The organism is Brucella sp. HL-2, from assembly GCF_025846885.2.
GTDB lineage: Bacteria > Pseudomonadota > Alphaproteobacteria > Rhizobiales > Rhizobiaceae > Brucella > Brucella quorumnocens.
The window spans coordinates 30461-55297 of sequence record NZ_JAOYTK010000026.1; the positions used below are offsets into that span (position 1 = coordinate 30461).

Sequence of the window (24837 nt, forward strand, 5' to 3'; positions counted from 1 at the left end):
CATAAAAAACCCGCCGGTCTGGCGGGTTTTTTATGAGGTTTTGGGAGATCAATCCTTAAATGCGTTGTATTCGCTCATTTCCATGAGACGATAGAAATCGGCAAGCGTCTTGCCGCGCTCGGAGCGAAAGGTGCGACCTGCATTGCCTGCCGTAAGAATACGGTCTGTGCGGAAAGTGCGGAAAGCATTGCGCAACTCGCACCAGCCAATCACTGTCCACACTTTGCCCCAGAACCACAGACCCAGCGGACGGATATCGCGCTCGCTCTCCCGGGCTTCCAGATCGCGATAACGGATGTTGAGAACTGTGCCTTCATCGACAGCACGTTCGACCGCATCGATGACACGGCGTTCACTTACGCTGATGCTTGTCGACGGCGCGTGAATTTGCGTGCCGGTGATGCGGGCACGTTCTTCCTTGGGCAGAACGGCTTCGATTTTTACCAGCGCTTCTTCAGCGCCACGCGCCATGGAAACGCCGCCCCAGGCGCGGATTAGGCGCGCGCCTGCTACAAGCGCCACGATTTCATCACGCGTAAACATCAGCGGCGGCAGCTCAAAGCCTTGCCGCAGAATATAGCCAACGCCAGCCTCGCCATCGATAGGAACGCCTGTCGATTGCAGATCAGCAATATCGCGATAGATGGTTCGTTCTGACACTTCGAGCCGCTCGGCAAGCTGTCGCGCGGTGACAAGCCTGCCACCGCGCAGGTGCTGAACGATCTGGAAAAGGCGGTCTGCGCGGCGCATTCCGGGTTCATTCTCCGTTGCATTGTTTGGCTTTGCGCTGCTCCAGATAGCGATCTGGCCAACCCATATCCTTGCGCAGGTCACGCGGGAGATTGTCGAGCGCGCGTTGTGTGAGGATGAAGCGTCGACGTTCGTCCTGCCTGCGCATGTATTCTTTCAGAACTGCGAGCAGTGGTGCGATTGCGAGTGCCATGGTGAATCCCTCTTCTCTAGGAAGATACTATGACACAGGGCTCCTGACAGCTATCTGTCAGGAGGGATCGCATTATTATCATCCTAATATTAGCGCACCGCAATTACTTGATCAGGCTTTAAAGCGTGGTGAGGCGGTGTAGCTCAGTGGCAGACGACCACCATCTGCATAGATCGTCTGGCCGGTGACATAACTCGAATCACGGGAAGCCAGAAACGACGCAATTGCTGCGATTTCAGAAGCTTGACCGATTCGCCCGAGCGGCGTGCGCTCGACAATCTTTTTGCGTGCTTCGGCATTCGTGTTTACGGCTGACAGCATATCAGTTTCGATGGAACCCGGACCAATTGCATTGACCCGAATCCCCCATTTGGCAAGTGCCACTGCCATAGTGCGTGTCAGCTGGTTCATGCCGCCTTTGGAGACAGAATAAGCAAGTTGTTCCGGTAAGCCGAATATCGCATTGATCGACGACATGTTGATGATGCTGCCAGCCTCGCCCCCCGCTTCCACGCGGGCAACCATACGTTTGGCGACAGCCTGACCACAGAGAAACGCGCCTTTGAGATTGACGCGCATCACGCGATCGAAGTCTTCTTCCTTGAGATCGAGAAAATCGGCCTGATGCACGATGCCTGCATTGTTGACGAGGATATCAATCTCACCAAGATTGGTGGCGGCATAGGTCAGAAGATTGTGAATATCGAGCTTGTCGCCAACATCGCAAGCAATGCCGAGAACCTTGCCATACTGTTCCAGATCCCTGACAGCCTTTGACGCTCCTGTGCCGTCTATATCCGACACAACAACGCTCGCACCATCCATGAGGAAACGCTTGGCAATGGCATAGCCAATACCGCGGGCAGCACCCGTGACGATTGCCACCTTGCCTTCTAACTGCATCGATCAATCTCCGAATTTTGACGGAGAGTGGACCGGCGACTTGCGCCGGTCAAGAGTTGGAAGCGCATCCCGAAAAGTGTGAAGCGGTTTTCGGATTTGATGTGCGATAATGCAGAGCTACGCAAAAGCCAGACCGATGTGTCGCTCTCGTAAAACTGAGCTGATTTCATCGAGAATAGCCGGATCGTCGATGGTGGCTGGCATTTTCCATTCTTCGCCATCCGCAATTTTCTGGATCGTTGATCGCAATATTTTCCCCGAACGGGTCTTTGGCAGGCGCTTTACGGTCAAAGCCAGTCGGAAAGCAGCGATAGGGCCAATGACATCGCGAATCATACTGACACATTCCTTCTCGACCTCTTGCGTATCGCGGTCAATATTGGATTTCAGCACAAGGAAGCCGCAGGGCACCTGACCTTTGACGGCATCGGAAATGCCAAGCACCGCACATTCTGCAACATCGGGATGACTGGACAGCACTTCCTCCATGGCCCCCGTCGAAAGACGGTGGCCCGCGACATTGATGATGTCGTCGGTGCGGCTCATGATGTAGAGATAGCCGTCTTCATCCATGTAGCCCGCGTCAGCGGTTTTATAATAGCCGGGAAATTCGTTGAGATAGGCTTTGCGAAAACGGTCATCGGCGTTCCACAGGGTTGGCAGACAGCCGGGCGGTAATGGCAATTTGATCAGGATGTTGCCGAGCTGACCGCGTTCGACCTCATGGCCTGCATCATCGAGCACGCGAATATCATAGCCTGGCAGGCAGACAGCGGGGGAGCCGTATTTGGTTTCGAGTAGTCCAAGGCCAAGCGGGTTGGCAACCATCGGCCAGCCACTTTCAGTCTGCCACCAATGATCAATTACCGGACAGCCGAGCAGATTTTCCGCCCAGTGGATCGTGTCAGGATCAGCGCGTTCACCAGCAAGATAAAGGGCGCGGAATTTGGAAAGATCGTAGCGCCGCACGAAATTGCCGTCTGCGTCTTCCTTCTTGATAGCACGCAGCGCAGTAGGCGCGGTGAACATCACTTCAACACCATGCTCCGCGATAATGCGCCAGTAGGTGCCAGCATCAGGCGTTCCGATGGGTTTGCCTTCAAAAAGGATACTGGTCGCGCCCGCAATCAGCGGTGCATAGACGATGTAGGAGTGACCAACCACCCAGCCGACATCGGATGCTGCCCAGAAAACCTGTCCCGGCTCAATACCGAAGACATGTTTCAGCGACCATGCGAGCGCCACCATATGCCCGCCATTGTCGCGCACCACGCCTTTGGGCTCGCCGGTGGTGCCCGATGTGTAAAGCACATAAAGCGGATCGGTGGCTGCGACCGATGTGCAAGGGACATGACGACCGCGCGCCGCATCTACTGCTGATCGATAATCGATATCGCGACCTTCAATAAGATTGTGCGGATGTTGTTCGCGCTGGAGGATGATGCAGTGTTTGACTTTGTGGTGGGCAGTTGCAATCGCCTTGTCGAGCATCGCCTGATAGGGCACGACGCGCGTTGGTTCGATGCCGCATGAACCGGCAATGATCATCACGGGCTTTGCATCATCGATACGGGTTGCAAGCTCGTTGGCGGCAAAGCCACCAAACACCACCGAATGCACGGCGCCGATTCGAGCGCAAGCCAGCATGGCAATGGCTGCTTCCGGCACCATCGGCATATAAATGAGAATGCGGTCACCTTTCGTTACACCATTGTCGAGCATGACGGCAGACAGCGCCACAACCTCTTCGAGCAATTCGGAATAGGTGAATTTGCGTGCCGAATTTGTAACAGGACTATCGTAGATAAGCGCTACCTGATCACCACGCCCATTTGCGACATGGCGGTCGAGTGCATTGTAGCAGGTGTTGCATTCGGCTCCCGTGAACCAACGACCATAGACACCTTCATCGCTTGCGAGAACCTGATCCCACGGCTTGAACCAGTCGATGGCCTTGGCTGCTTCGGCCCAAAAACCTTCGGGGTCGTTCTGCCATGCGGCATAGGTTTCGGCATATCTTGACGTCATGCGTTCCTCCCAGAAGCGCGTGCTCTACCAGACCAGATGGCCCGAAAAAGCGTCGCGATAACATGCTGGATGAAAGCGCAAGACAGGCCAGTTCGGCCTCGTCTCCTCCACGCGCTTTTCATCTCCTCCGGTGGTTAGTGTATGCTGACGATTAAAGCCTCGTCCATGAAACTTAAGATGAATAAGTGTATCATAAGCACGGTATAATTTGATGAGGCTTGCGGGATACGAATGGCTGGGCCACAAGAAAGCATGAGAGGTGTTTTGTGACCAAAGTCCTGCCTGTGCTGCTTATGGCCCTCATGGGCTTGCACATCATCAAGCCGCTTGGCTTGCCGGGTTTGAAGAAACGTGGTGATTTCTGGAAGATCGCTGTTATTGCAATCTTTGTAATGGCATTGGCCGTTGGGTTTCATTTCGCGGAAAACTAAAAGGCCCGGTCGTAAACCAGGCCTTTCATGTGCAGTATCCGGTTAGGCAGCTTTTTCGAGGTCTTTTTTCCAGCCGCCAGTTGCAGCAAGACCATTCATCTTTGCACGATGCGAAAAAGCGCGCTGGCCAGCAGCGACGTTCTCGTCCTTACCGCCCCAGGCTTCCAGCGAAGCAGCCTGCAACGCACGGCCATAGGAGAAGGTCATTTTCCATGGCATTTCGAAGCCGGCATTCATTGCAGACAGATGTGCTGTTGCTTCTTCGCCAGTCTGGCCGCCCGACAGGAAAGCAATGCCCGGCACTGCGGCAGGGACCGTGTTACGGAAGCAGCGGACGGTCTTTTCGGCCACTTCTTCAACAGAGGCTTTGCGCGCCTTCTTGCCGTCGATAACCATGTTCGGTTTCAGGATCATACCTTCAAGTCTGACGCGTGCGTCGTAGAGTTCTGTGAAAACCGTCTTGAGCACCCATTCGGTGACTTCGTAGCAACGGTCGATGGAATGATCGCCCGGCTTGCCATCCATCAGCACTTCCGGCTCAACGATTGGCACGATACCCGCTTCCTGACAGAGTGCCGCATAACGGGCGAGGGCCTGCGCGTTTTGCTTGACCGCTCCCCATGTCGGAAGCCCATCAGAGATGGAAATCACAGCGCGCCATTTCGCAAAGCGTGCGCCAACGCCATAATATTCGTTGAGGCGCTCACGCAGGCCATCAAGACCTTCCGTGATGGTTTCACCGTCAAAACCTGCAAGAGGTTTTGCACCGGCGTCAACCTTGATGCCCGGAACAGCACCCGCCTTGCGGATAAGATCGACAAGTGGTGTGCCGTCTTTGGCCTTCTGACGAATGGTTTCATCATAGAGGATGACGCCAGAAATGTAATTCTTCATCGCGTCGTCAGAGCGGAGCAGCATCTCGCGATAATCGCGGCGCGAATCCTCAGTCGAGGCGAGGCCGATGCTTTCAAAACGCTTTGCGATGGTGCCGGAGCTTTCGTCCGCAGCCAGAATCCCTTTGCCGTTTGCGACGAGTGCAATTGCAATATCTTCAAGACGTTCGGTCATGTGTAGCTCCTTAAGGCCCCGCAAGGGGCAATATTGGGAAGCTGGGCAAAGAGCCTCAGCCGCTCTCAAGACACATATTCATTTTCGATAGCAGAAGAGTTAGGCCAACAAAATGGCAGCACAAGTGGTTGAAACGATTGAAATTTTTTCAAACGATTTAGCCGGGACAAGTTTTCTTACCGGCTGTCAGAACTCTGCTCTAATTGGCGTGCAGAATGAATATTCCAGATTCGACAGACGAATATGCGATTTCAACCCCATTTGGTTTTGACATGACGCCTGAGAATCCCATCTAAAGGATATCAATTATAAGGAGGAGAGATGCGAAGTGCCCTACTAAGCCTGCCGTTCATTCTGGCTGCATCGATGATCGCCCTTCCGGCTCAGACCGCCTTTGCGGACAGCATCAATGCAGGAAGCAGGGAAGCCACCACTGAATTGCCTTTCAATGTGGCAGCAGTGGCGGAATTTGACACACCATGGGCGATTGCATTTCTGCCGGGCGGCAAACTGATCCTCACCGAGAAGGGTGGCAAGATTTTTGTCGTAACCGAAAAGGGTGAGAAGACGGAAGTTGCAGGCGTGCCGGAGGTTTTGTTCAGCGGCCAGAATGGTCTGCTGGATGTTGTTCCTGCGCCTGATTTTGCCAAGAGCAAGGCGATCTATTTCACCTATGTCATGCCGGAAAATGGTGGCGGCGCGCTCATTTTGGCGCGTGCAACGCTGTCTGAAGGCAAGGGCAAGGCTGAGCTTAAGGATATCAAGGCAATTTGGCAGCAGGCTACGCCTGCAAAGGGTGGGCAGCCCGGCGGCGAGATTGCCTTTGCGCCGGACAAAAAACATCTGTTCTTGTCGGTTGGTGATCGAATGTCACCGGCGACTGCTCAGGATGAAAATGCACCGATGGGCAAAATCCTGCGCATGAACCTCGACGGTTCTGTGCCCAAGGATAATCCGATGGCTTCCGAAGGCGGCGTTAAGGCACTGACATGGACAACGGGTCATCGTAATCCCTATGGGCTAGCTTTCGCGCCCGACGGCAAATTGTGGGAACATGAGATGGGGCCGCGCGGTGGCGACGAGTTCAATCTTATCAAGCCGGGTCTCAATTACGGATGGCCCGTGGTTTCCAACGGTGACAATTATAGCGGCCGCCCGATCCCGCGCCACAGCACGCGGCCAGAGTTCGAAGCGCCGATGCTGTTCTGGACGCCGGTGATCTCGCCGGGCGGACTGGCATTCTACAAGGGCAAAATGTTTGCCGACTGGAATGGCTCTGCGCTGATCGCTGGCCTTTCGTCGATGGCGCTGATCCGCGTGACGATCAACAGCGACGGTCAGCCGAATGAAACTGAACGGTTTTCCATGGAAAACCGTATTCGCGACGTGGCAGTTGGTCCTGATGGCGCGATCTGGGTGATTGAGGATGATAATCCTGGGCGGTTGTTGAAATTGACACCTAAGACATAAAGAAAAAGCCCGGAGGAAACCCCGGGCTTTTCGTTTTCTTACTTCTTCAGCACATCAACGCCGGGAAGTGGCTTCCCTTCCATCCATTCAAGGAAAGCGCCGCCAGCGGTCGAGATATAGGTGAAGTCGTCGGCGACACCTGCATGATTAAGCGCTGCAACAGTGTCGCCGCCGCCGCCGACAGATACCAGTTTGCCTGCCTTGGTGCGAGCTGCAACATGCTTGGCTGTCTTGACGGTTGCTGCATCGAAAGGACGCAATTCGAATGCGCCGAGCGGGCCGTTCCAGACGAGTGTTGCCGCATCATCGATGGCCGAGGCGATCAGGTCGGTGGAAAGCGCGCCGGCATCCAGAATCATGCCGTCGCTTGGCACAGCGTCAACGCCATAGGTCTGGTTTGGTGTGTCGGCAGCGAAATGCCAGCCAACAACCGCATCGACAGGCAGGATGATGGCGCATTTGGTCTTTTCAGCCTTGGCCATGATTTCGCGCGCAGTGTGAGCGAGGTCATGTTCGCAAAGCGATTTGCCGACATCGCGGCCTTGTGCTGCGAGGAAAGTGTTGGCCATGCCGCCACCAATCACCAGTGCATCAACCTTCTCGATAAGGTTTGACAACAGGTCGAGCTTGGTCGAAACCTTGGCGCCGCCAACGATTGCAACGACCGGACGCGCTGGCTGACCGAGGCCCTTTTCAAGCGCTTCAAGTTCTGCCTGCATGGCGCGGCCTGCATAGGCTGGCAGCACATGGGCGAGACCTTCGGTCGAAGCGTGCGCGCGGTGCGCTGCCGAGAAGGCGTCATTGACATAGATGTCGCCGTTGGCTGCAAGTGCTGCAACGAATTCTGGATCGTTCTTTTCTTCGCCCTTGTGGAAGCGGGTGTTTTCAAGAAGCAGAACATCGCCGTCTTTGAGTGCCTCCACTGCCGACTTGGCTTTATCGCCAATGCAATCTTCGGCAAAATGCACTCCGTGACCAAGCACTTTTGCGAGCGGCTTGACGACGTGTTTCAGGGAGTTTTCGTCAGAAGAAACGCCTTTTGGACGGCCGAAATGAGCGAGCAGGATGACTTTGGCACCCTTCTTCGACAGTTCCGCAATGGTTGGAACAATACGTTCGATACGGGTGAGGTCGGTTACCTCGCCGTTAGCCATCGGCACGTTGAGGTCAACGCGAACCAGAACGCGTTTTGATTTGACGTCGGCATCATCGAGGGTGCGGAAACTCATGAGAATTCTCCCGGGGCTTTTTCCAGCAGTCTGTGAGCGATTATCGCTCAGACAGGCAGGCGCTGGAACAGGGTTGGGTAATCGGTGACAAGCCCGTCTTCATCGACGGGCAATTCAGCGGTAAACGTGCGGTCGGCGGCAGCGTAACGGTAGAGCTTGTCTTCCTTAAGACAGGTATAACGTTGGCTGTCTCGCAACGGACGGAAACTATTGAACGGTACATAGAGCATGTCGAGCTGTACCGTGCCGCTTTCGGGCGTCAAACCCAAACGGCGGATAGGCAGAGTATTCGTGAAAGGTGTTCCTGCCAGATCAATGTCTATGCAACCATCAAACTCGGATAGTACGTCGCCGGCCATAGTAGTCCAGCGCCCATTTCCATCGGATTTGAGTTCGAGCGTTAAGCCGGATGTCGTTTCGATGAGGAAATGGAATACGCGCCAGTCGCTTGCGCAATCAATGCTATAACGTACACCGTAGGGAACATCGCCACGCTCGCCGATGATAACGCCAGTGGCGTTGAAAGTGTTACCGGCGGGCGTGATATTGAGATGTTCGAGCCCTTCTCCTTCCAGCGAACGCCAGCGCGCAACGGTGGGGAGAAGGGAGCGAAACATTGAAGCTGCTTAGATCAGCTTGCCGAAAGCGACTGCAGTGTCGCTCATGCGGCTCGAGAAGCCCCATTCATTGTCGTACCAAGACAGGATGCGTACCATCGTGCCGTCCATGACCTTGGTCTGGTCGGTGTGGAAGATCGACGAATGCGAATCGTGGTTGAAGTCGTGCGATACGAGTGGTTCATCGGTGTAACCGAGGATGCCCTTGAGACGGCCATTGGCAGCTTCGCGGATCGCATTGTTGATTTCTTCAACAGTGGTCGTGCGCTTGGCGACGAAGGTCAGGTCGACAACCGAGACATTCGGGGTTGGAACGCGGATTGCAACGCCGTCGAGCTTGCCCTTGAGTTCTGGCAGAACCAGACCAACAGCCTTTGCAGCACCCGTCGAAGTCGGGATCATGGAAAGTGCTGCTGCGCGTGCGCGGTAGAGATCCTTGTGCATGGTGTCCAGCGTTGGCTGGTCGCCCGTGTAGGAGTGGATCGTGGTCATGAAGCCCTTTTCGATGCCGATTGCATCGTTGAGAACCTGAGCCACTGGCGCGAGGCAGTTGGTGGTGCAAGAAGCGTTGGAAATGACCAGGTGGTCCTTCGTCAGCTTGTCGTGGTTCACACCGTAGACGACAGTGAGGTCAGCACCGTCGGCAGGAGCTGAAACGATGACGCGCTTGGCACCTGCTTCAAGATGAAGAGCGGCCTTGTCGCGTGCAGTGAAAATGCCGGTGCATTCCAGAGCGATATCGACGCCTTCTTCTTTCCACGGCAGTTCAGCCGGGTTGCGAACAGCGTGTACTTTGATCGGACCGTAGCCAACGTCGATGGTGTCGCCAACGACTTTTACTTCTTTTGGAAAACGACCATGAACGCTGTCATAGCGCAGCAGATGCGCATTTGTTTCCACCGGGCCAAGGTCGTTGATTGCAACGACCTGAATGTCGGTGCGGCCTGATTCGACGATAGCGCGGAGGACATTACGGCCGATGCGGCCAAAACCGTTGATTGCGACGCGAACTGCCATTTTCTCTAAATCTCCCGAAAGGGTTCTGCATATGCAGTGGCTTGATAAAACAGTTGAATGCGTTTGGGAACGCCCCAACTGGAAACGTAAACGCCGGCGTGTTTAACGCCGGCGTTTGATAATTATGCGGCGGCGTTGAGTTTCTTTTCCGCGGCTTCGGCAGCAGCTTCTGCTGTGATGCCGAAATGCTTGTAAAGATCGTTGATCTCGCCCGAAGCGCCGAAGCCCTTCATGCCGATGAACACGCCGTTGTCGCCGATGAAGCGTTCCCAGCCGAGGCCGAGCGCTGCTTCGATAGCAATCTTGACCGGCGCATTTCCAAGCGTTGCCTGCTTGTATGCATCGCTCTGTTCTTCAAACAGCTCAAAGCAAGGAACGGAAACAACACGGGTTGCAATGCCCTTGCCTTCGAGAAGGTCGCGAGCCTTGAGCGCGATTTCCACTTCCGAACCGGTTGCGAAGATCGTGACTTTGGCATCGTTGCTTGCGGCTGCAAGTTCGTATGCGCCGAATGCGGAGAGGTTTTCTTCGCGATGTTCGGTGCGCACGACTGGCAGGTTCTGACGGGTCAGAGCGAGCGTCGAAGGGGTCTTTGTCGATTTCAGTGCAAGCTGCCAGCATTCTGCTGCTTCCACTGCGTCTGCCGGACGGAAGACGTTGTGGTTTGGAATTGCGCGCAGAACAGCCAGATGTTCGACCGGCTGGTGGGTCGGACCATCTTCGCCAAGACCAATCGAATCATGCGTCATGACGTAAACAACGCGGATGCCCATCAGCGACGACAGACGCATGGCCGGACGGCAATAATCTGAGAAGGTCAGGAAGGTGCCGGAGTAAGGAATGACGCCGCCATGCAGTGTCATGCCGTTCATCGCAGCCGCCATGCCGTGTTCGCGGATACCATAGTGGACGTAACGGCCACCGTAGTTTTCTGGCGTCACAGCTTTGGTCTGGCTGGTCTTGGTGTTGTTGGAACCGGTCAGGTCGGCAGAGCCGCCGATGGTTTCAGGAACAACGCCATTGATGACTTCCAGAGCCATTTCCGACGACTTGCGGGTCGCAACCTTGGGCTTTTCAGCGGAAAGCTTCTTTTTATATTCGATGATGGTTTCATCGAAGTTTGCAGGCAGATCGCCACGCATGCGACGTTCAAATTCTGCACGGGTTTCAGCATCGACATTTGCCAGACGCTTTTCCCATTCCTGACGCTTTTTGGCAGAGTTCAGGCCAGCAACGCGCCAAGCGTCGAGAACCTCAGCAGGAACCACAAATGGTTCTGCCGACCAGCCAAGTGCCTTACGGGTCGCAGCGATTTCTTCTGCGCCGAGTGGCGAGCCGTGGACCTTGTTCGTGCCGGCCTTGTTTGGCGAACCGAAACCAATGGTGGTCTTGCACGCGATGAGCGTTGGCTTTTCCGAAACCTTGGCCAGTTCGATAGCCTTGGCAATCGCATCCTGATCATGGCCGTCAACAGCAAGCGTATTCCAGCCGGAAGCGGCGAAACGTGCAGGCTGGTCGGTGTTATCGGAAAGGGAAACGGCACCGTCGATGGTGATGTTGTTGTCATCCCAGAAGACGATGAGCTTGTTAAGCTTCAGATGGCCGGCAAGCGCGATGGCTTCCTGGCTGATGCCTTCCATGAGGCAGCCGTCACCGGCAATCACATAGGTGTAATGGTCAACAAGGCTGTCGCCGAACTGTGCGTTCAGGATGCGCTCGGACAGCGCCATGCCGACAGCATTGGCAATGCCCTGACCAAGTGGACCGGTGGTGGTCTCGATGCCTGCGGCATGACCATATTCCGGGTGACCTGCGGTTCGCGAGCCCAGCTGGCGGAAATTCTTGATTTCGTCGATGGTGATATCTTCGTAGCCCGAGAGGAAGAGCAGCGAATAAAGAAGCATTGAGCCGTGACCTGCTGACAGCACGAAACGGTCGCGATCTGGCCAATGTGGGTTCTGCGGGTCGTGCGACAGGAAACGCGTATAGAGCGTTGTCGCGATGTCGGCTGCGCCCATCGGCAGGCCGGGATGGCCGGAATTGGCTTTCTCAACCGCATCAATCGAGAGAAAGCGGATAGCGTTGGCCAACTGGTTTTGTTTATCGGAATTCGTCATGGTCTCGGCCGTCTTTCCATAGAGGTTTTAACGGGGTTGCGGCGATGCCTCGGGACTGAAGCACGAACTCCTTATACTAAACGATTTAATCTCTTTAAACCGATTAAATTCTTCAGATGCTCGCGCTGCAGAAGGCTTTGGGACACATAGCACCTGCGCCCGAGGAGTCAACAAAACGATGACTTTTGAACGATAAACAGTCCGCGACTGTGCGTTGAATGCGGGCAATTTATGGGCTGTTCATCACCGAAAAGCCTTTTTTGCGCTGATAACGGTGCATGAACAGCCAGTCTGGCTCGTCATTTGTTGCTTATCGGGCGGTCGATTATTACAGTATTTTCAAAGATGCCCGTCCGGCAGGCGCGATTCGATGTCTGTGATCTGGCATTGGAAAGGATATGGATGGCACCCGAAACGACCCTCAGGCAGGTCCTTGAACGGCTGGAAAAGGCACTCAATACGCTTGAACAAGCGGTGGACCTGCGGCTGGACAAGGAAGGCGATTTCGCCGAAGCCGAGGAAGAGGTGCAGCGCATGAACGCTGACCGCAGCCGTCTTGCTCAGGAACTCGATCAGTCTGAGGCGCGCGCGGAACGGCTGGAAGCCGCAAATCGCGAAGTCTCGCGTCGTCTTGTGACGGCGATGGAGACCATACGCGCCGTTCTGGATCGATAGGGGAATAAGCATGGCGACTGTTACCGTTACCATCGACGGCAAAGCTTATCGCATGGCCTGTGACGAAGGGCAGGAGGAGCATCTCTCAGGTCTTGCTGATCGTTTCGACCAATACGTCACCCATCTCAAATCTTCTTTCGGCGAAATCGGCGATCTGCGTCTGACGGTGATGGCCGGCATCATGGTGATGGATGAGCTTGCCGAAACGCAGAAGCGTATTAAAGGGCTTGAGGCCGAAATTGAAACTTTGCGCCGATCCCGCGATGAGGCACTGACTAGTGCCGACAAGAACGATGCGGCGATTACCGGTATGCTTTCGGACGTAGCCGCTCGGCTTGAACAGGTCGCCTCGCGCATTGCGCCGCGCCCAAGCTCTTCGTAACGAAAATATAATAGCTCATATCAAGGTAGCTACTGGCGCTCACCTGTGACAGGGCCTATATAGGTTGTCGGCGTACTGCGCTTCCCGACAGGTGTTACAGCATCCCCGGGGCCTTATTGATCTCTAAGGGAGCTGTCCCTGTGAAGGCCTGTGGGCTTTCGCATATGGCACCCACCTACGTTGTAGGTTCCCGGGATCAATCACAACCATCGGTCGTCGTGGTCGCCACTTTTCTCTAAATTACGCATTTTTCCTAACTTGTGCATGGTCCGGGCCAAAGGTGCCTCGCGCTTTCGGTTCAAATGCTCTAAAACGCGTTATCCTTCAAAGATATGTGCGTTTTTAGATGAATTCTTCTTCCCCAAATGTACCCGGCTTTTTTGAACGTTTGCGCGTGGCTGTTCCAGTCGCAGTGGCTTACGGGCTTTTGCTCTATCTCCTGATCTGGGTGAGCACAGCGCGGGAATGGATGCCGTTCATCGGCGGGCTTATGCTTTTGCCGATGGCGATATCAAGTCTTGCCACCAGCCTCAGCGATCCGCGTGCAGAAAAAGACCTCTGGCGTCATGTAAGAATGGGCTGGATGATTATCGGCGGTTTGGTTGTCGTCAGCATGGTTGGCTTCAGAGAAGGTGGCATTTGCGTCGTGATGGCCTCGCCATTTTTCTGCATTTTCTCCGCACTGGGTTCATGGGTGACGCTTTCGCTTATTCGGCGTTTCCGCACACCGCGTTCCACGATGCTGGTGATCGCGCTGCCGTTGCTGTTTTATCCGCTTGAGCCATTGCTGAAATATGAGCCGCATGATGGGGCTGTGACAACAATCATTGACATCGCAGCGCCGCCGGAAGTGGTTTGGCAACAAACGGCGGAAATCCGCAATGTACGTCAGGACGAGCTATCATGGACATTCAGCCATGGCATCGTTGGCGTTCCACAGCCCGTGGACGCTCGTCTTGAGGGAACGGGCATCGGTGCCGTGCGTCAGCTTGAATGGACGCGGGGCGTCAAGTTTCAGGAAGTCGTGACGCGCTGGGAAGAAAACAAGCTTTTAGCGTGGGATTTCCGGTTTTTGTCTGATTCGATCCCCGCGGCGGTCGAGGCCCATATCAATGTGAACAGCAACTATCTCAAGCTCGCCAATGGCGATTATCGTCTTGAAGCATTGCCGAACGGTCATACGCGCCTCACACTCACAACCCGCTATCAGATTGCGACGCCGATCAATTTCTACTGTGACCTGTGGGGCAAGGTTTTCCTGAATGATTTTCATAGTGTTGTGCTGAAAGTCATTCGGGATCGCTCAGAACAGATTGCAGCTGCTTCTTGACGGATGCCGCCATTCCGGTTCCACTAATGTTTATCTCCCAAAAGTGGGAACCGGCTATTGGATAAAGACATACGAGAAAACAAGGGCTTAAATCGTGTTGCATGGATATGATTAAACACGACATGCTTTAGCAAAATCACTGGAGGGCGCTGCAATGAACGACCACGGACAGCCACGAGGCGATGACAAGCAGGCATTAAGGCGTGAGGTGCTTTCGCGCCGTGACGCACTTGATCCCCGGTTTCGCTATGAGGCTTCCTTGTCGGCAGCGAAGAAGGCTGAAACGGCTATCGTTGCCCTCAAAGGCATGATGATCGCTGGTTACTGGCCAATCCGTTCAGAGATCGATCCGCGCCCGTTGTTGTCTTACATGCGTGAAAAGGGTGTGCGGCTCTGCCTGCCTGTTGTGCTCGACAAGGTAACGATTGCTTTTCGTGAATTTCTACCCGATGCGGAACTGGTTCAAACAGGTTTCGGTACCATGGGACCAGACAAAAATGCACCGCTGGTCGATCCTGCGATCATGCTGATGCCGCTGGCGGGTTTTGACAAGCGTGGACATCGGTTGGGTTATGGTGCTGGGCATTATGACCGAGCGCTAGCTCGCTTTGCCGAACGCGGTCTGGAGCCGCTGTTAGTCGGGATGGCTTTTGACTGCCAGGAAGTGCCACATGTGCCCAATGAGCCGCACGACATTGCTCTTCACCATATACTGACCGAGACCGGCTTGCGCTCATTCAATCAGGGCTGATAAAGACGCATTTATGAGATTACTTTTTCTTGGTGACATGGTGGGCCGGTCGGGGCGCACGGCGGTCTATGAAAAGCTGCCGGGGCTGATCTCTGATCTCAAGCTGGATTTTGTGATCGTCAACGGTGAAAACGCCGCTGGCGGCTTCGGCATAACCGAAGAAATTTTTCACGACACGATCCGCGCAGGCGCGGATGTGGTGACGACGGGAAACCACGTATGGGATCAGCGCGAAGCGCTGGATTTTTCCAAGCGTGAAGATCGGTTTCTGCGTCCGGCCAATTTTCCGAAAGGAACAGCGGGTAAAGGCGAGGGGCTCTTCATTGCGAAGAACGGCGCGCGCGTGCTGGTGTCCAATGTGATGGGCCGCGTGTTCATGCATCCGGACCTCGATGACCCTTTCATCGCTGCCGAGAAGATCCTTGAAGCTTGCCCGCTTGGTGAACAGGCGGATGCGGTGTTCTTCGATTTCCATGCGGAAGCAACCAGTGAAAAGCAGTGCTTCGGCCATTTCGTCGATGGGCGGGCCAGCGCCGTTGTTGGAACGCATACCCATGTGCCGACCGCTGATTGCCAGATACTGCGCAATGGCACTGCTTATATGTCTGATGCAGGCATGTGCGGCGACTATGACTCGTCGCTTGGTATGGATAAGGAAGAGCCGCTCAATCGCTTTTTGTCGAAAGTACCCAAAGGCCGTTTTGAAGCGGCCAGCGGCCCAGCGACAATTTGCGGTGTCGGGATCGAGATTTCCGACCGTACGGGTCTTGCCGAAAAAGTGGCTCCTTTGCGTATCGGCGCAAGGCTTGAAGAGGCCATTCCGGAATTCTGGAAATAAAGCATCTGAGCCAAAAGTGGGAACCGGTTTTGCGTTCGGAAATGCGTAAAAACAAATAGTTACAGCGGTTCCAACGATTAAGTCTTAACTGGAACCGCTGTAACGCTTCATTTTGTGCTGATTTACGAAGTTATCGTCAATGGGGCTGCTGATTGCAGATAGGGGATCGCCGCCCGTTGAACGCTTTTGCGGAGTTCCTATTTCCTTGCGATGAGCTTTCGTAAGGGGACACGACTCAATGGAGTTTTTTGCCGAGCATCTGGCATTTCTTTCAAGTCCAGGCGGATGGGCCGCACTGATCACGCTGGTGACGATGGAAGTCGTCCTTGGCATCGACAATCTTATTTTCATATCGATTCTGACCAATAAGCTTCCCGCTGAATTGCAATCCAAAGCACGGCGCATTGGCATTGGTGCAGCGCTCATTTTGCGTCTGGCATTGCTGTTTACGATCTCAATCATTGTGCAGCTCAAAGAACCGGTCTTCCACGCCTTCGATCATGGTTTCTCCTGGCGTGATATAATTCTCATCGCTGGTGGTCTTTTCCTCGTTTGGAAGGCGACCAAGGAAATTCACCACACTGTCGATCCGGAAGACGGTAAGGAGAACATTGGCGGCAAGGTCGTTCAGCTGACGATGAGTGCTGCCATTGTGCAGATATTGATCCTCGATCTCGTGTTCTCCGTCGATTCGATCATTACCGCTGTCGGTATGACCGACGAGATTGCGATTATGGTTATTGCTGTGCTCGCCGCCGTTACAGTCATGCTGCTCGCTGCCGATCCGCTGTCGCGGTTCATTGCCAACAATCCAACCATTGTGATGCTGGCACTGGGTTTCCTGTTGATGATCGGTATGACGCTGATTGCCGATGGTTTTGGCTTCCATGTGCCAAAGGGCTATATTTACGCGGCTATGGGCTTTTCGGCGCTGGTCGAGGCTCTCAATATGCTGGCTCGACGCAGGCGAAAGCAGTAAAGTTTTCAGGTACGAAAAAGCCGCCCTCTTTTGAAGAGGGCGGCTTTGTTATGTTTGAGTTAGCGTGCGGCAGCTTTGAGAATAGCAGCACCGAGGGCTGACTTTATGAGCGCGCCGATGAGGAATGGCGTTACGCCGAAGGCGACGGCCTTCTCAATGCCGATAGCACCTGCAAGCCACATTGCACCCAGTGCAAGGCAGAGAAGATTGGCGGCAAGAAACGATACAAAAGCTAGGCCTACACGCTTACCATTCCAGCCGCGTTCTGCCAGATAGCCTGTCATTGCTGTGATGATCGGAAACGAGACGAGATAGCCCGCCGTTGGGCCCGCAAAATGCTGGATGCCACCAGCGCCACCAGCCAGAACTGGCAAGCCGATCATGGCTTCGCCGAGCCATGCCAGAACGGTAACAAGGCCAAGACGCCAGCCATATAGTGCACCAATCAGTGGAACGATCAGTGTTTGCAGCGTGATTGGGACGGGAATCATCGGCACCGCGACCTGTGATGAAATCGCCAGAACCAATGTGCCGAATGCAACGGCTGCGAGACGCGTTGCCGGTGAACGGGATTCAAGATTGAGTGGGCTGAACGTTGAGCGTGGTTGCGTGATGCTTACCATAGCGTCCTCAAATTATAGATAAAAATAAGATTCGATCTATTTAAATTCCAGCGAAACGCTGGATTTGGCAAGTGTGAAATTAATAAAATATATAATTCACTGATCATGAGGCGCAAAGTGCCCGGAAATCAAAGATTTATAGCTGTGACTTTAAATTGGTCAGCCGACGATAGCGAAGGAATCGCGTGTTTTGCCGGAAGCGGTCTTGACCGGACGATGGCCAATCCACTGCACATGGCGGGAAAGAATCGTCGCAGCGACATCGACATCATTTTGCCGGAGTGCTGTCAGAATCGCGCGGTGATCGTGATCTGTTCGGGTTTCCCATTCGGAGCGCCAGGTAGCAAACAGAAAGCGGGCGCTGGCCGCGTGGAGATCATCTATCGCGGCAAGCAGGCGCGGCATGTTGCAGGGGTCGAGAATCAATCGGTGAAACCGGCGATTGGCATCTTCCCAGCTTTTTACGTCGCGCGATTTATCGCCTTCAAGGGTTGCCTGTTCTGCGGCATCAAGTGTGGCGCGGGTGATATGCGGGGCCGCGTGACGTAGCGCCAGCACTTCAAGCGCTGCTCGCATTTCGGCAACTTCGTGGAGTTCGCTGATATCAAATGATGCAACCCGCACGCCCCGGCGCGGTTCCGACACAGCAAGCCCCTGAGCTTCAAGCCGCCGAAACGCCTCGCGCACAGGCACATGGCTGGTTTCGAACTCTTCGGCAATATGATCCTGCCGCAGTTTGCTGCCCGGCTCAATCTCACCCGCAATGATGCGATCCGCGAGGATGCGGCTGATGCGGACGGCAATGGTTTCGCCGGGAGTTTCACTGGAGCGCTGATTCATGATTTTATAGATAATTTGTTTGCAACATCACGTCGAGACTTAAGTGCATTATCGACATAGGAATCAGCAAATTAGCGCTTTTGCTGGACGAATGAGGCTCAATTCCTTATAACGCGCGCATTCTGCACGGAAAGCACGGTGGCCCGAGCTGTGGCCTGCCCTATTCTCATGTGACGCTTTCTCCGTGCGCTTCATTAGAACAGAACAGGGGTGCCATGGCTGGCCATTCACAGTTTAAGAATATCATGCACCGCAAAGGGCGCCAGGATGCCGTGCGGTCGAAAATGTTTTCCAAGCTCGGACGCGAAATTACTGTCGCGGCCAAGCAGGGTCTGCCTGACCCATTGATGAACCCGCGCCTGCGTCTGGCAATTCAGAACGCCAAGGCGCAGTCTATGCCGAAAGACAATATCGAACGCGCCATCAAGAAGGCCGCCGGCAATGACGGTGAAAACTATGATGAAGTGCGTTACGAAGGCCGCGGCCCGGGTGGTGTTTCGGTGATCGTCGAAGCCCTGACCGACAACCGCAATCGTACCGCATCGAATGTGCGTGCTGCTTTCACGAAGTCGGGCGGCGCGCTTGGCGAAACCGGTTCTGCATCCTTCATGTTCGATCGCGTTGGCGAAATCGTCTACAAGGCCGAAGTCGGTGATGCCGATAAGGTCATGGAAGCAGCCATTGAAGCTGGCGCTGAGGATGTTCAGTCGGGCGAGGAAGATCACGTGATCCTTTGCGCCTTTGAAGACATCGGTGACGTCTCCAAGGCCCTCGAAGCCTCATTGGGTGAAGCCGAATCGATCAAGACGATCTGGAAGCCGCAGACCAATACCGAGCTTGATGAGGAAAAGGCACGCTCTGTCCTCAAGCTGCTCAATGCACTCGAAGACGATGACGATGTGCAGAACGTTTACACGAACTTCGAAGTCAGCGAAGAAATCATGGAAAAGCTGAGCGCCTGATTTCGGCTTTCAGTTCTGGATTGGAAAACTCCCGGTTTGTCCGGGAGTTTTTTATTATGCTGAAGAGTTGGGGGCCGCTTACCGCAATACAGCGGTTCCGGTTAATATTGAATCGTTGGAACCGCTGTAACTATTTGTTTTTACGCATTTCCGAACACAAAACCGGTTCCCACTTTTGCTGGAAATGCATTAATTCCTCATAAAGCTCATCCATTGCGCCGCTATCAGCCACATTCACCAATTTCATATGGTGAGTTTGTGCGGCAGCTTGCATTTCAATGTTTTCACGGAGAGAGCGTTCAATGAATTTATCGATGATAGCCTGATGAAGGGCGTCGGCTCTGCGGTAACCAGCTTCGCTGCGCATTCGCTCTTGCAGAAAATCGGCTTCTGCATAAAGACAAACGCAGCTCGTGAAAGCCGGGTTGAGCGTTGCAAGATATTCGGGGCGTAGCGCTGCGCCTTCAAAGATGAAAGGCCTTCCGGCGTGGATTTCATCTTCAATTTTTCGCCTGATAACAGGCCAGATATTTTGATGGTGCACTTTCAGAAACCAATGAATCGTCTCTGATGACAAGTGTTGATAATATTCAGCGATTGTGGGGAGAACTGTGGGCCACGGACGTCCGGGATGACGGGCGAGTTCATCTGTCGAAATGATGGTCCATCCAAGCTTATCAGCAAGCCGGTGAGCAAAAGAAGTTTTGCCGACATGAGACGTGCCGGTAATCATTATGCCTGAAAGCGCTCTAATCATCATTGGAGTAAAGATTAGAGCGTTTGTTCGTACTTTAAAAGCCGCAACAAAAAACCTCGCCGAAGCGAGGTTTTTCGTAAGTTCATCAATGACGGTATTAGATACCGAGATTGCCGAAACGGTTCTTGAACTTGGTTACGCGGCCACCGCGATCAAGCAGGGTCTGCGAACCACCGGTCCATGCTGGATGCGTGGATGGATCGATATCGAGATTCATCGTATCGCCTTCCTTGCCCCAGGTAGAGCGGGTTGAATATTCAGTGCCATCGGTCATCACGACCTTGATGGTGTGGTAGTCGGGATGGATATCAGCTTTCATCTTCTCAATCCTGAAAGTCTGGGAAGAAAAGCCCAGCTCTAATGTTAAAAACTGCGGCACTTTCGCCCAATGGCAGATATGAAGACCCGTTACTTGCAGGCAACGGCTTCCAAAAGGGTTGGCGAGCCTATACATCAGGCGCACAGCAATAACAAGGGCGCAATCTCAAGAATGGCCAGCAGAGACAGTCAAATTCGCATGAATCCCGATTTCGATGCACAGGAAGGCCGTAAACGCCGCTCGCTGAAGCCTCTGAAGCGCATGGTTCCCTTCCTTTCACGCTATAAGATTCTGGTTGTGGGCGCTCTTTTCTCGCTGGTTCTTGCTGCCGTGACGACGCTTGCCGTTCCAGTCGCTGTGCGCCGGATGATCGACCACGGCTTCACGGGTGCCAATGCTATCTTCGTCAATAATTACTTTGGCATGCTTGTGGCACTCGCGCTCGTTTTGGCTGTTGCCTCGGGGCTTCGCTATTTCTTCGTGATCTCGCTTGGCGAACGTGTGGTTGCCGACTTACGCAATGCGGTGTTTTCGCATGTGACGAGTCTTTCGCCGGAATTCTTTGACCGCTCGCAATCGGGCGAAATCGTTTCGCGCCTGTCTGTCGATACCACGCAGATCAAGTCAGTTGTTGGCGCGACTGCCTCTGTTGCGCTCCGGAACCTTATTTTGGGCATTGGCGCGCTCATCATGATGGTGATCACAAGCCCGAAGCTCTCGGCACTGGTGATTGGAGCCATTCCGCTGATCGTTATCCCGCTGATTGCATTTGGGCGTTCTGTACGCCGTCGCTCGCGCATGACGCAGGATATGCTTGCCCACGCCAATGCCTATGCCAGCGAACAAATCGGTGCCATGCGCACTTTGCAGGCCTTTACCAATGAAAATATGGTGGTGGGTCGTTTTGCGGGTGCGGTCGAAAAGGCCTATCAGGCTGCAAGGTCTTCGATCAAGGCCCGCGCAATCCTGACCGGCTTTGCAATTTTCCTGATCTTTTCGAGTGTTGTTGCAGTGCTCTGGTTCGGTTCGCGTGATGTGCTTTCCGGCACTATGACTGCGGGGACATTGGGCCAGTTCGTTCTCTATGCCGTCTTTGCGGCCAGTGCGTTTGGTGCGCTTTCAGAAGTGGGCGGCGAACTTGCGCAGGCAGCGGGCGCTACAGAGCGGCTTGCAGAAATACTGGATGAGAATCCCGATATTGCAGCGCCTTTGAAGCCGGTCGCATTGCCGGAGCCGCCGCGTGGCGAAATCAGCTTCGATGCAGTGCATTTTTCTTACCCTTCACGCCCGGACGCTCCGTCACTCAATGGCGTGAGCTTCACTGTAAAGCCCGGTGAGACGGTTGCGATCGTTGGGCCATCAGGTGCTGGTAAAAGCACAATATTCTCGCTGGTGATGCGCTATTACGACCCTCAGACGGGTTCTATACGGATGGACGGCGTGGCACTGCCTGAAGCGGATCCGGTCGCTGTGCGCGCGCGCATTGCTGTTGTTCCACAGGACGTAGCAATCTTTGCAACCAGCATTCGCGAGAACATTGGCTTCGGCAGACCTGGTGCGAGCGATGCAGACATTGAAGCTGCCGCGAAGGCCGCCTTGGCGCATGATTTCATTCTGGCACTCGACAAGGGTTATGACACAGAGGTGGGCGAACGCGGCGTTACGCTTTCCGGTGGTCAGCGACAGCGCATTGCTATAGCGCGCGCTGTCTTACGTGCTGCACCAATCTTGCTGCTCGATGAAGCGACATCTGCGCTGGATGCCGAAAGCGAAATGCTGGTGCAAAAGGCGCTCGATGTTCTGATGGACAATCGCACAACGCTAGTCGTTGCTCACCGTCTGGCAACCGTGCTTAAAGCCGACCGTATTCTGGTGCTCGACAAGGGTCGAATTGTGGAAGAAGGCACGCATCAAACACTTGTTGCTCAGGGCGGTATTTATGCGCGCCTTGCCAAGTTGCAGTTTGAGGCAGGCGCTGGAGCCTTTGGTATTTAATGTGAAGGGGGGCGAAAGCCCCCTTTACAGCGGTTCCAGTTAATATTGAATCGTTGGAGCCGCTTTAACTATTTGTTTTTACGCATTTCCGAACGCAAAACCGGTTCCCGCTTTTGCTGGAAATGCTTTAATTCACGTGCATCTTATCCGAAAACCGCCTCACCCTTTTTGGGATGCGCTCTTTTATCTCTCAGTCAGTTTCAACTCGATACGACGGTTTCTGGCGCGGGAATCTGGTGCGTCTGAACTATCGAGTGGCTGGTATTCGCCAAAGCCGGCTGCGACGAGCCTATTGGCTGGAACGCCATTGGCGATCAGATATTTGACCACAGCCGTCGCACGCGCCGATGAAAGCTCCCAGTTGTCGCGGAAGCGCCCGGTGCCTGCAAGCGGCACATTATCGGTATGTCCATCCACGCGCAGAACCCAGTTTATATCGTCCGGGATTTCCTGATTGAGCGTGATAACCGCATCAGCGAGCTTTTTCATTTCGTCCTGACCCGCAGGGTTGAGGTCAGATGAGCCTGTCGGGAAAAGCACTTCCGACTGGAACACGAAGCGGTCGCCGACAATGCGGATGTTTTCCTTGTCAGAAAGAATCGCACGCAGGCGGCCGAAGAAATCCGACCGATAGCGGTTGAGTTCCTGCACGCGCTGCGCCAGCGCCACATTGAGCCGGCGGCCAAGGTCGGCAATCTTGGCATTCGATTCGCGGTCACGCGATTCGGAAGCATTGAGCGCATCTTCAAGCGCTGCTATCTGGCGCCGAAGCGCAGAAATCTGCTGATTGAGCAGCTCAACCTGTGAAAGCGCCTGCGCACTAACCTGCTTTTCCGAATCAAGGCTCTGGCTGAGTTCGCCCGCCCGCTTTTCTGCAGCAGCACCCGCGCCGGTTCCTTCATTGAGCAGAGTTTGCAGGCGTGAACGCTCGCTTTCAGCGCCTGAAAGTGAGGCTTGCAAGTTGGCGATCGTGTCCTGCATATCCTGCGAATTGCTTTTTTCAAGCGACAGAAGCTGTGTCAGTTCCTGTATCTGGCTGTTGAGACGCGCCAGCGCGCTGTCCTTACTGTCGACATCGCGGCTTAGCAAAAACTGTCCCAGCACGAAGACCGTCAGCAGGAACATAATGGCCAGGAGCAGGGTCGTCAGCGCATCGACAAAGCCTGGCCAATAATCGACATGACGCTGTGGGCGGCGGTTACGAGCAAGACCCATGATGCTTACTCCGTCCGCTTGTTGTCGGTCGGACGCTCGTTTGCAGTTTTCGAGCCGATGGCTTTGTTAAGACGGTCCAGCGTCTCGCGGATGGCTTTTTGTTCCTCGGCCTGTTTTTCGACCCAGTCACGCATCATCTGTTGTTCGCTGCGCATGCTTTTGACGAGGCCCTGAATTCCTTCAGCCAGATTGGCGAGTGCTGCTGATGTGCGCTGGCTGGAAGCCTCGTCCCCTTTCAGGTTTTGCACGTGTTCAGCGAGGTTGCGAATACCGCCAAGATTATCGTCGGGTGTCAGATCGGAACTAAGGTCCGTGACTGACGAAAGCCAGTTTTCCAGTTCGGTGTAGAAACGGTTTTGCGCGCGTCCTGCTTGCAGATCGAGAAAACCTAAGATTAGCGAGCCGGAAAGGCCGAAGAGTGAGGAGGAGAATGCAGTGCCCATGCCGGAAAGCGGTGCCTGTAAGCCCGCTTTAAGCGAATCAAGCACATCCGTAGTGCTACCCGAACTTGGGTCCAGTGACTGAATGGTTTGTCCAATGGAACCTACAGTTTCAAGCAGACCCCAGAAAGTGCCGAGCAGGCCGAGGAACACTAGAAGGCCGATCAGATAGCGCGATATATCGCGGCTTTCATCAAGGCGTGTGGCGATCGAATCGAGGATGGAGCGCATCGACGCTGTCGTGAGTGCCATGGATTGCCTGCGCCCGATCAAAGCACGCATGGGAGCAAGCAGCACAGGCGGGCGCGTGGCTCCGTCGCGTTCGCCGTCTCGGAATGAATTAACCCATCGGATTTCCGGGAGCAGTCGCAGCACCTGACCAAAGGCCAGCAGAATTCCCACGAGCAGCACAAGGAAGATCAGGCCATTGAGGCCCGGATTGGTGACGAAGAATGTATGGATCTGCCGCATCAGCACCGCAGCCAGGAAAGCGACAATGATGAGAAAGATGACCATGGAGAGAATGACAATTCTCGGGCTGCTCAGGCGGTAGGGGTCATAGTCCCGTGCATCGTCCAGTCGTTCCCGTGAAAGTCTCAAATCGCTCATGCGTCCTGCTCCATGGTCGGGTGCTCAAACAGAATCCTACTTCATTAGTTCATGAAGCGGAATCATCTGAAACAAGAAAATTGCACAGCTTTATGACGTTGGCTCTCAGCTTTACGATGCGGACAAAAACAAATCTTCCAATGCAGCTTTTATATTAATATTGGTAGCTAAAATAACTTTAGAGCCTGTTCCAAAAAGGGTTGAGCGATTTCAGTGGGTTATGATTCAATCGGATTTCTGACATACGATGGAGATCACGATGACCTGGACTGAAACCGCTCGCCGACAGTATGAACGTC

Annotated in this window: 25 protein-coding genes and 1 other RNA gene; 11 read left to right on the forward strand and 15 right to left on the reverse strand. The window is 54.2% G+C overall.

Annotation, left to right across the window (positions count from 1 at the left end):
* Window positions 1-48: 48 nt before the first annotated feature.
* The 4 genes from OIV19_RS19495 to OIV19_RS19510 all read right to left on the reverse strand — a co-directional run bounded on the left by OIV19_RS19495 (window position 49) and on the right by OIV19_RS19510 (window position 3874).
* Window positions 49-750: a helix-turn-helix transcriptional regulator gene (locus tag OIV19_RS19495; RefSeq protein WP_095447353.1), complete on the reverse strand. Its 702-nt coding sequence runs from the start codon at window positions 748-750 to the stop codon at window positions 49-51.
* Between the two features lie 7 nt (window positions 751-757).
* Complete coding sequence (locus OIV19_RS19500) at window positions 758-943, reverse strand: hypothetical protein (RefSeq protein WP_095447352.1); 186 nt, start codon at window positions 941-943, stop codon at window positions 758-760.
* A 111-nt stretch (window positions 944-1054) separates the two neighbouring features.
* Complete coding sequence (locus OIV19_RS19505) at window positions 1055-1846, reverse strand: SDR family oxidoreductase (RefSeq protein WP_264233170.1); 792 nt, start codon at window positions 1844-1846, stop codon at window positions 1055-1057.
* Between the two features lie 117 nt (window positions 1847-1963).
* Window positions 1964-3874 carry a propionyl-CoA synthetase gene (locus tag OIV19_RS19510; RefSeq protein WP_264233172.1) on the reverse strand — a complete coding sequence of 637 codons (1911 nt, stop codon included), beginning with the start codon at window positions 3872-3874 and terminating at the stop codon, window positions 1964-1966.
* Between the two features lie 266 nt (window positions 3875-4140).
* Between OIV19_RS19510 and OIV19_RS19515 the strand changes: the two genes are divergently transcribed.
* Window positions 4141-4305: a hypothetical protein gene (locus OIV19_RS19515; protein ID WP_167388303.1), complete on the forward strand. Its 165-nt coding sequence runs from the start codon at window positions 4141-4143 to the stop codon at window positions 4303-4305.
* A 42-nt stretch (window positions 4306-4347) separates the two neighbouring features.
* Here the strand turns inward: OIV19_RS19515 and OIV19_RS19520 are convergent, their stop codons facing one another.
* The gene (locus tag OIV19_RS19520) at window positions 4348-5373 is read right to left on the reverse strand and encodes a class I fructose-bisphosphate aldolase (protein WP_264233174.1); all 1026 of its coding nucleotides are present in this window, start codon (window positions 5371-5373) and stop codon (window positions 4348-4350) included.
* 321 nt (window positions 5374-5694) lie between these two features.
* On the opposite strand from OIV19_RS19520, the gene OIV19_RS19525 reads away from it, so the two are divergent.
* The gene (locus OIV19_RS19525; RefSeq protein WP_264233181.1) at window positions 5695-6843 is read left to right on the forward strand and encodes a PQQ-dependent sugar dehydrogenase; all 1149 of its coding nucleotides are present in this window, start codon (window positions 5695-5697) and stop codon (window positions 6841-6843) included.
* Between the two features lie 38 nt (window positions 6844-6881).
* Here OIV19_RS19525 and OIV19_RS19530 read toward each other — a convergent pair whose 3' ends face one another.
* From OIV19_RS19530 to tkt, 4 genes are all read right to left on the reverse strand, one after another.
* On the reverse strand, window positions 6882-8072 hold the full coding sequence (locus tag OIV19_RS19530) for a phosphoglycerate kinase (RefSeq protein WP_095447347.1): 1191 nt from the start codon (window positions 8070-8072) through the stop codon (window positions 6882-6884).
* 47 nt (window positions 8073-8119) lie between these two features.
* The gene (locus OIV19_RS19535) at window positions 8120-8689 is read right to left on the reverse strand and encodes a putative glycolipid-binding domain-containing protein (protein WP_264233183.1); all 570 of its coding nucleotides are present in this window, start codon (window positions 8687-8689) and stop codon (window positions 8120-8122) included.
* Window positions 8690-8698: 9 nt separating this feature from the next.
* Window positions 8699-9706, reverse strand: coding sequence for a type I glyceraldehyde-3-phosphate dehydrogenase (gene gap, locus OIV19_RS19540; RefSeq protein ID WP_095447345.1), 1008 nt, complete (start codon window positions 9704-9706; stop codon window positions 8699-8701).
* 122 nt (window positions 9707-9828) lie between these two features.
* The gene (gene tkt / locus OIV19_RS19545) at window positions 9829-11823 is read right to left on the reverse strand and encodes a transketolase (RefSeq protein WP_095447344.1); all 1995 of its coding nucleotides are present in this window, start codon (window positions 11821-11823) and stop codon (window positions 9829-9831) included.
* Between the two features lie 402 nt (window positions 11824-12225).
* Here tkt and OIV19_RS19550 point away from each other — a divergent pair, with 402 nt between their 5' ends.
* The 7 genes from OIV19_RS19550 to OIV19_RS19580 all read left to right on the forward strand — a co-directional run bounded on the left by OIV19_RS19550 (window position 12226) and on the right by OIV19_RS19580 (window position 16778).
* Window positions 12226-12498 (forward strand): DUF4164 domain-containing protein, encoded by a 273-nt coding sequence (locus OIV19_RS19550; RefSeq protein WP_010661399.1) that lies wholly within the window; start codon window positions 12226-12228, stop codon window positions 12496-12498.
* Window positions 12499-12508: 10 nt separating this feature from the next.
* Complete coding sequence (locus OIV19_RS19555) at window positions 12509-12880, forward strand: cell division protein ZapA (protein ID WP_095447343.1); 372 nt, start codon at window positions 12509-12511, stop codon at window positions 12878-12880.
* 69 nt (window positions 12881-12949) lie between these two features.
* A non-coding RNA gene (gene ssrS / locus OIV19_RS19560) (6S RNA) lies at window positions 12950-13108 on the forward strand.
* A 118-nt stretch (window positions 13109-13226) separates the two neighbouring features.
* Entirely contained in the window at window positions 13227-14210 is a 984-nt protein-coding gene (locus OIV19_RS19565) for an SRPBCC family protein (protein WP_264233192.1), read from the forward strand.
* Window positions 14211-14364: 154 nt separating this feature from the next.
* Window positions 14365-14961, forward strand: a complete 597-nt coding sequence (locus OIV19_RS19570) for a 5-formyltetrahydrofolate cyclo-ligase (RefSeq protein ID WP_095447341.1) — start codon at window positions 14365-14367, stop codon at window positions 14959-14961.
* A gap of 13 nt (window positions 14962-14974) precedes the next feature.
* Entirely contained in the window at window positions 14975-15799 is an 825-nt protein-coding gene (locus OIV19_RS19575) for a TIGR00282 family metallophosphoesterase (protein WP_095447340.1), read from the forward strand.
* 238 nt (window positions 15800-16037) lie between these two features.
* Window positions 16038-16778 (forward strand): TerC family protein, encoded by a 741-nt coding sequence (locus tag OIV19_RS19580; protein WP_095447339.1) that lies wholly within the window; start codon window positions 16038-16040, stop codon window positions 16776-16778.
* A gap of 59 nt (window positions 16779-16837) precedes the next feature.
* Here OIV19_RS19580 and OIV19_RS19585 read toward each other — a convergent pair whose 3' ends face one another.
* Complete coding sequence (locus OIV19_RS19585) at window positions 16838-17401, reverse strand: biotin transporter BioY (protein WP_264233195.1); 564 nt, start codon at window positions 17399-17401, stop codon at window positions 16838-16840.
* 159 nt (window positions 17402-17560) lie between these two features.
* Complete coding sequence (locus OIV19_RS19590; protein WP_095447337.1) at window positions 17561-18241, reverse strand: GntR family transcriptional regulator; 681 nt, start codon at window positions 18239-18241, stop codon at window positions 17561-17563.
* A gap of 215 nt (window positions 18242-18456) precedes the next feature.
* Between OIV19_RS19590 and OIV19_RS19595 the strand changes: the two genes are divergently transcribed.
* The gene (locus tag OIV19_RS19595; protein WP_095447336.1) at window positions 18457-19203 is read left to right on the forward strand and encodes a YebC/PmpR family DNA-binding transcriptional regulator; all 747 of its coding nucleotides are present in this window, start codon (window positions 18457-18459) and stop codon (window positions 19201-19203) included.
* A 130-nt stretch (window positions 19204-19333) separates the two neighbouring features.
* On the opposite strand, the gene OIV19_RS19600 is transcribed toward OIV19_RS19595, so the two are convergent.
* On the reverse strand, window positions 19334-19960 hold the full coding sequence (locus OIV19_RS19600; RefSeq protein WP_498831066.1) for an AAA family ATPase: 627 nt from the start codon (window positions 19958-19960) through the stop codon (window positions 19334-19336).
* A gap of 97 nt (window positions 19961-20057) precedes the next feature.
* Window positions 20058-20279 (reverse strand): 50S ribosomal protein L31, encoded by a 222-nt coding sequence (gene rpmE, locus OIV19_RS19605; protein ID WP_094505480.1) that lies wholly within the window; start codon window positions 20277-20279, stop codon window positions 20058-20060.
* A 69-nt stretch (window positions 20280-20348) separates the two neighbouring features.
* Between rpmE and OIV19_RS19610 the strand changes: the two genes are divergently transcribed.
* Window positions 20349-22274 carry an ABC transporter transmembrane domain-containing protein gene (locus tag OIV19_RS19610; protein WP_095447335.1) on the forward strand — a complete coding sequence of 642 codons (1926 nt, stop codon included), beginning with the start codon at window positions 20349-20351 and terminating at the stop codon, window positions 22272-22274.
* A gap of 183 nt (window positions 22275-22457) precedes the next feature.
* Here OIV19_RS19610 and OIV19_RS19615 read toward each other — a convergent pair whose 3' ends face one another.
* Both OIV19_RS19615 and OIV19_RS19620 read right to left on the reverse strand, forming a co-directional pair.
* Window positions 22458-23489: a peptidoglycan -binding protein gene (locus tag OIV19_RS19615; RefSeq protein ID WP_264233200.1), complete on the reverse strand. Its 1032-nt coding sequence runs from the start codon at window positions 23487-23489 to the stop codon at window positions 22458-22460.
* Window positions 23490-23494: 5 nt separating this feature from the next.
* A complete protein-coding gene (locus OIV19_RS19620) occupies window positions 23495-24538 on the reverse strand; it encodes a MotA/TolQ/ExbB proton channel family protein (protein ID WP_264233202.1) in 1044 nt (347 codons plus the stop codon).
* Between the last annotated feature and the right edge of the window lie 299 nt (window positions 24539-24837).

Coding starts and splice junctions, on each gene's coding strand:
- tkt (WP_095447344.1), bottom strand. CDS start 11,823: ATGACGAATTCCGATAAACAAAACCAGTTGGCCAACGCTATCCGCTTT.
- OIV19_RS19530 (WP_095447347.1), bottom strand. CDS start 8,072: ATGAGTTTCCGCACCCTCGATGATGCCGACGTCAAATCAAAACGCGTT.
- OIV19_RS19615 (WP_264233200.1), bottom strand. CDS start 23,489: ATGGGTCTTGCTCGTAACCGCCGCCCACAGCGTCATGTCGATTATTGG.
- OIV19_RS19510 (WP_264233172.1), bottom strand. CDS start 3,874: ATGACGTCAAGATATGCCGAAACCTATGCCGCATGGCAGAACGACCCC.
- OIV19_RS19555 (WP_095447343.1), top strand. CDS start 12,509: ATGGCGACTGTTACCGTTACCATCGACGGCAAAGCTTATCGCATGGCC.
- OIV19_RS19580 (WP_095447339.1), top strand. CDS start 16,038: ATGGAGTTTTTTGCCGAGCATCTGGCATTTCTTTCAAGTCCAGGCGGA.
- OIV19_RS19495 (WP_095447353.1), bottom strand. CDS start 750: ATGCGCCGCGCAGACCGCCTTTTCCAGATCGTTCAGCACCTGCGCGGT.
- OIV19_RS19505 (WP_264233170.1), bottom strand. CDS start 1,846: ATGCAGTTAGAAGGCAAGGTGGCAATCGTCACGGGTGCTGCCCGCGGT.
- OIV19_RS19565 (WP_264233192.1), top strand. CDS start 13,227: ATGAATTCTTCTTCCCCAAATGTACCCGGCTTTTTTGAACGTTTGCGC.
- OIV19_RS19600 (WP_498831066.1), bottom strand. CDS start 19,960: ATGATTAGAGCGCTTTCAGGCATAATGATTACCGGCACGTCTCATGTC.
- OIV19_RS19620 (WP_264233202.1), bottom strand. CDS start 24,538: ATGAGCGATTTGAGACTTTCACGGGAACGACTGGACGATGCACGGGAC.
- OIV19_RS19525 (WP_264233181.1), top strand. CDS start 5,695: ATGCGAAGTGCCCTACTAAGCCTGCCGTTCATTCTGGCTGCATCGATG.
- OIV19_RS19500 (WP_095447352.1), bottom strand. CDS start 943: ATGGCACTCGCAATCGCACCACTGCTCGCAGTTCTGAAAGAATACATG.
- OIV19_RS19520 (WP_264233174.1), bottom strand. CDS start 5,373: ATGACCGAACGTCTTGAAGATATTGCAATTGCACTCGTCGCAAACGGC.
- rpmE (WP_094505480.1), bottom strand. CDS start 20,279: ATGAAAGCTGATATCCATCCCGACTACCACACCATCAAGGTCGTGATG.
- OIV19_RS19585 (WP_264233195.1), bottom strand. CDS start 17,401: ATGGTAAGCATCACGCAACCACGCTCAACGTTCAGCCCACTCAATCTT.
- OIV19_RS19575 (WP_095447340.1), top strand. CDS start 14,975: ATGAGATTACTTTTTCTTGGTGACATGGTGGGCCGGTCGGGGCGCACG.
- OIV19_RS19610 (WP_095447335.1), top strand. CDS start 20,349: ATGGCAGATATGAAGACCCGTTACTTGCAGGCAACGGCTTCCAAAAGG.
- OIV19_RS19595 (WP_095447336.1), top strand. CDS start 18,457: ATGGCTGGCCATTCACAGTTTAAGAATATCATGCACCGCAAAGGGCGC.
- gap (WP_095447345.1), bottom strand. CDS start 9,706: ATGGCAGTTCGCGTCGCAATCAACGGTTTTGGCCGCATCGGCCGTAAT.
- OIV19_RS19590 (WP_095447337.1), bottom strand. CDS start 18,241: ATGAATCAGCGCTCCAGTGAAACTCCCGGCGAAACCATTGCCGTCCGC.
- OIV19_RS19550 (WP_010661399.1), top strand. CDS start 12,226: ATGGCACCCGAAACGACCCTCAGGCAGGTCCTTGAACGGCTGGAAAAG.
- OIV19_RS19535 (WP_264233183.1), bottom strand. CDS start 8,689: ATGTTTCGCTCCCTTCTCCCCACCGTTGCGCGCTGGCGTTCGCTGGAA.
- OIV19_RS19570 (WP_095447341.1), top strand. CDS start 14,365: ATGAACGACCACGGACAGCCACGAGGCGATGACAAGCAGGCATTAAGG.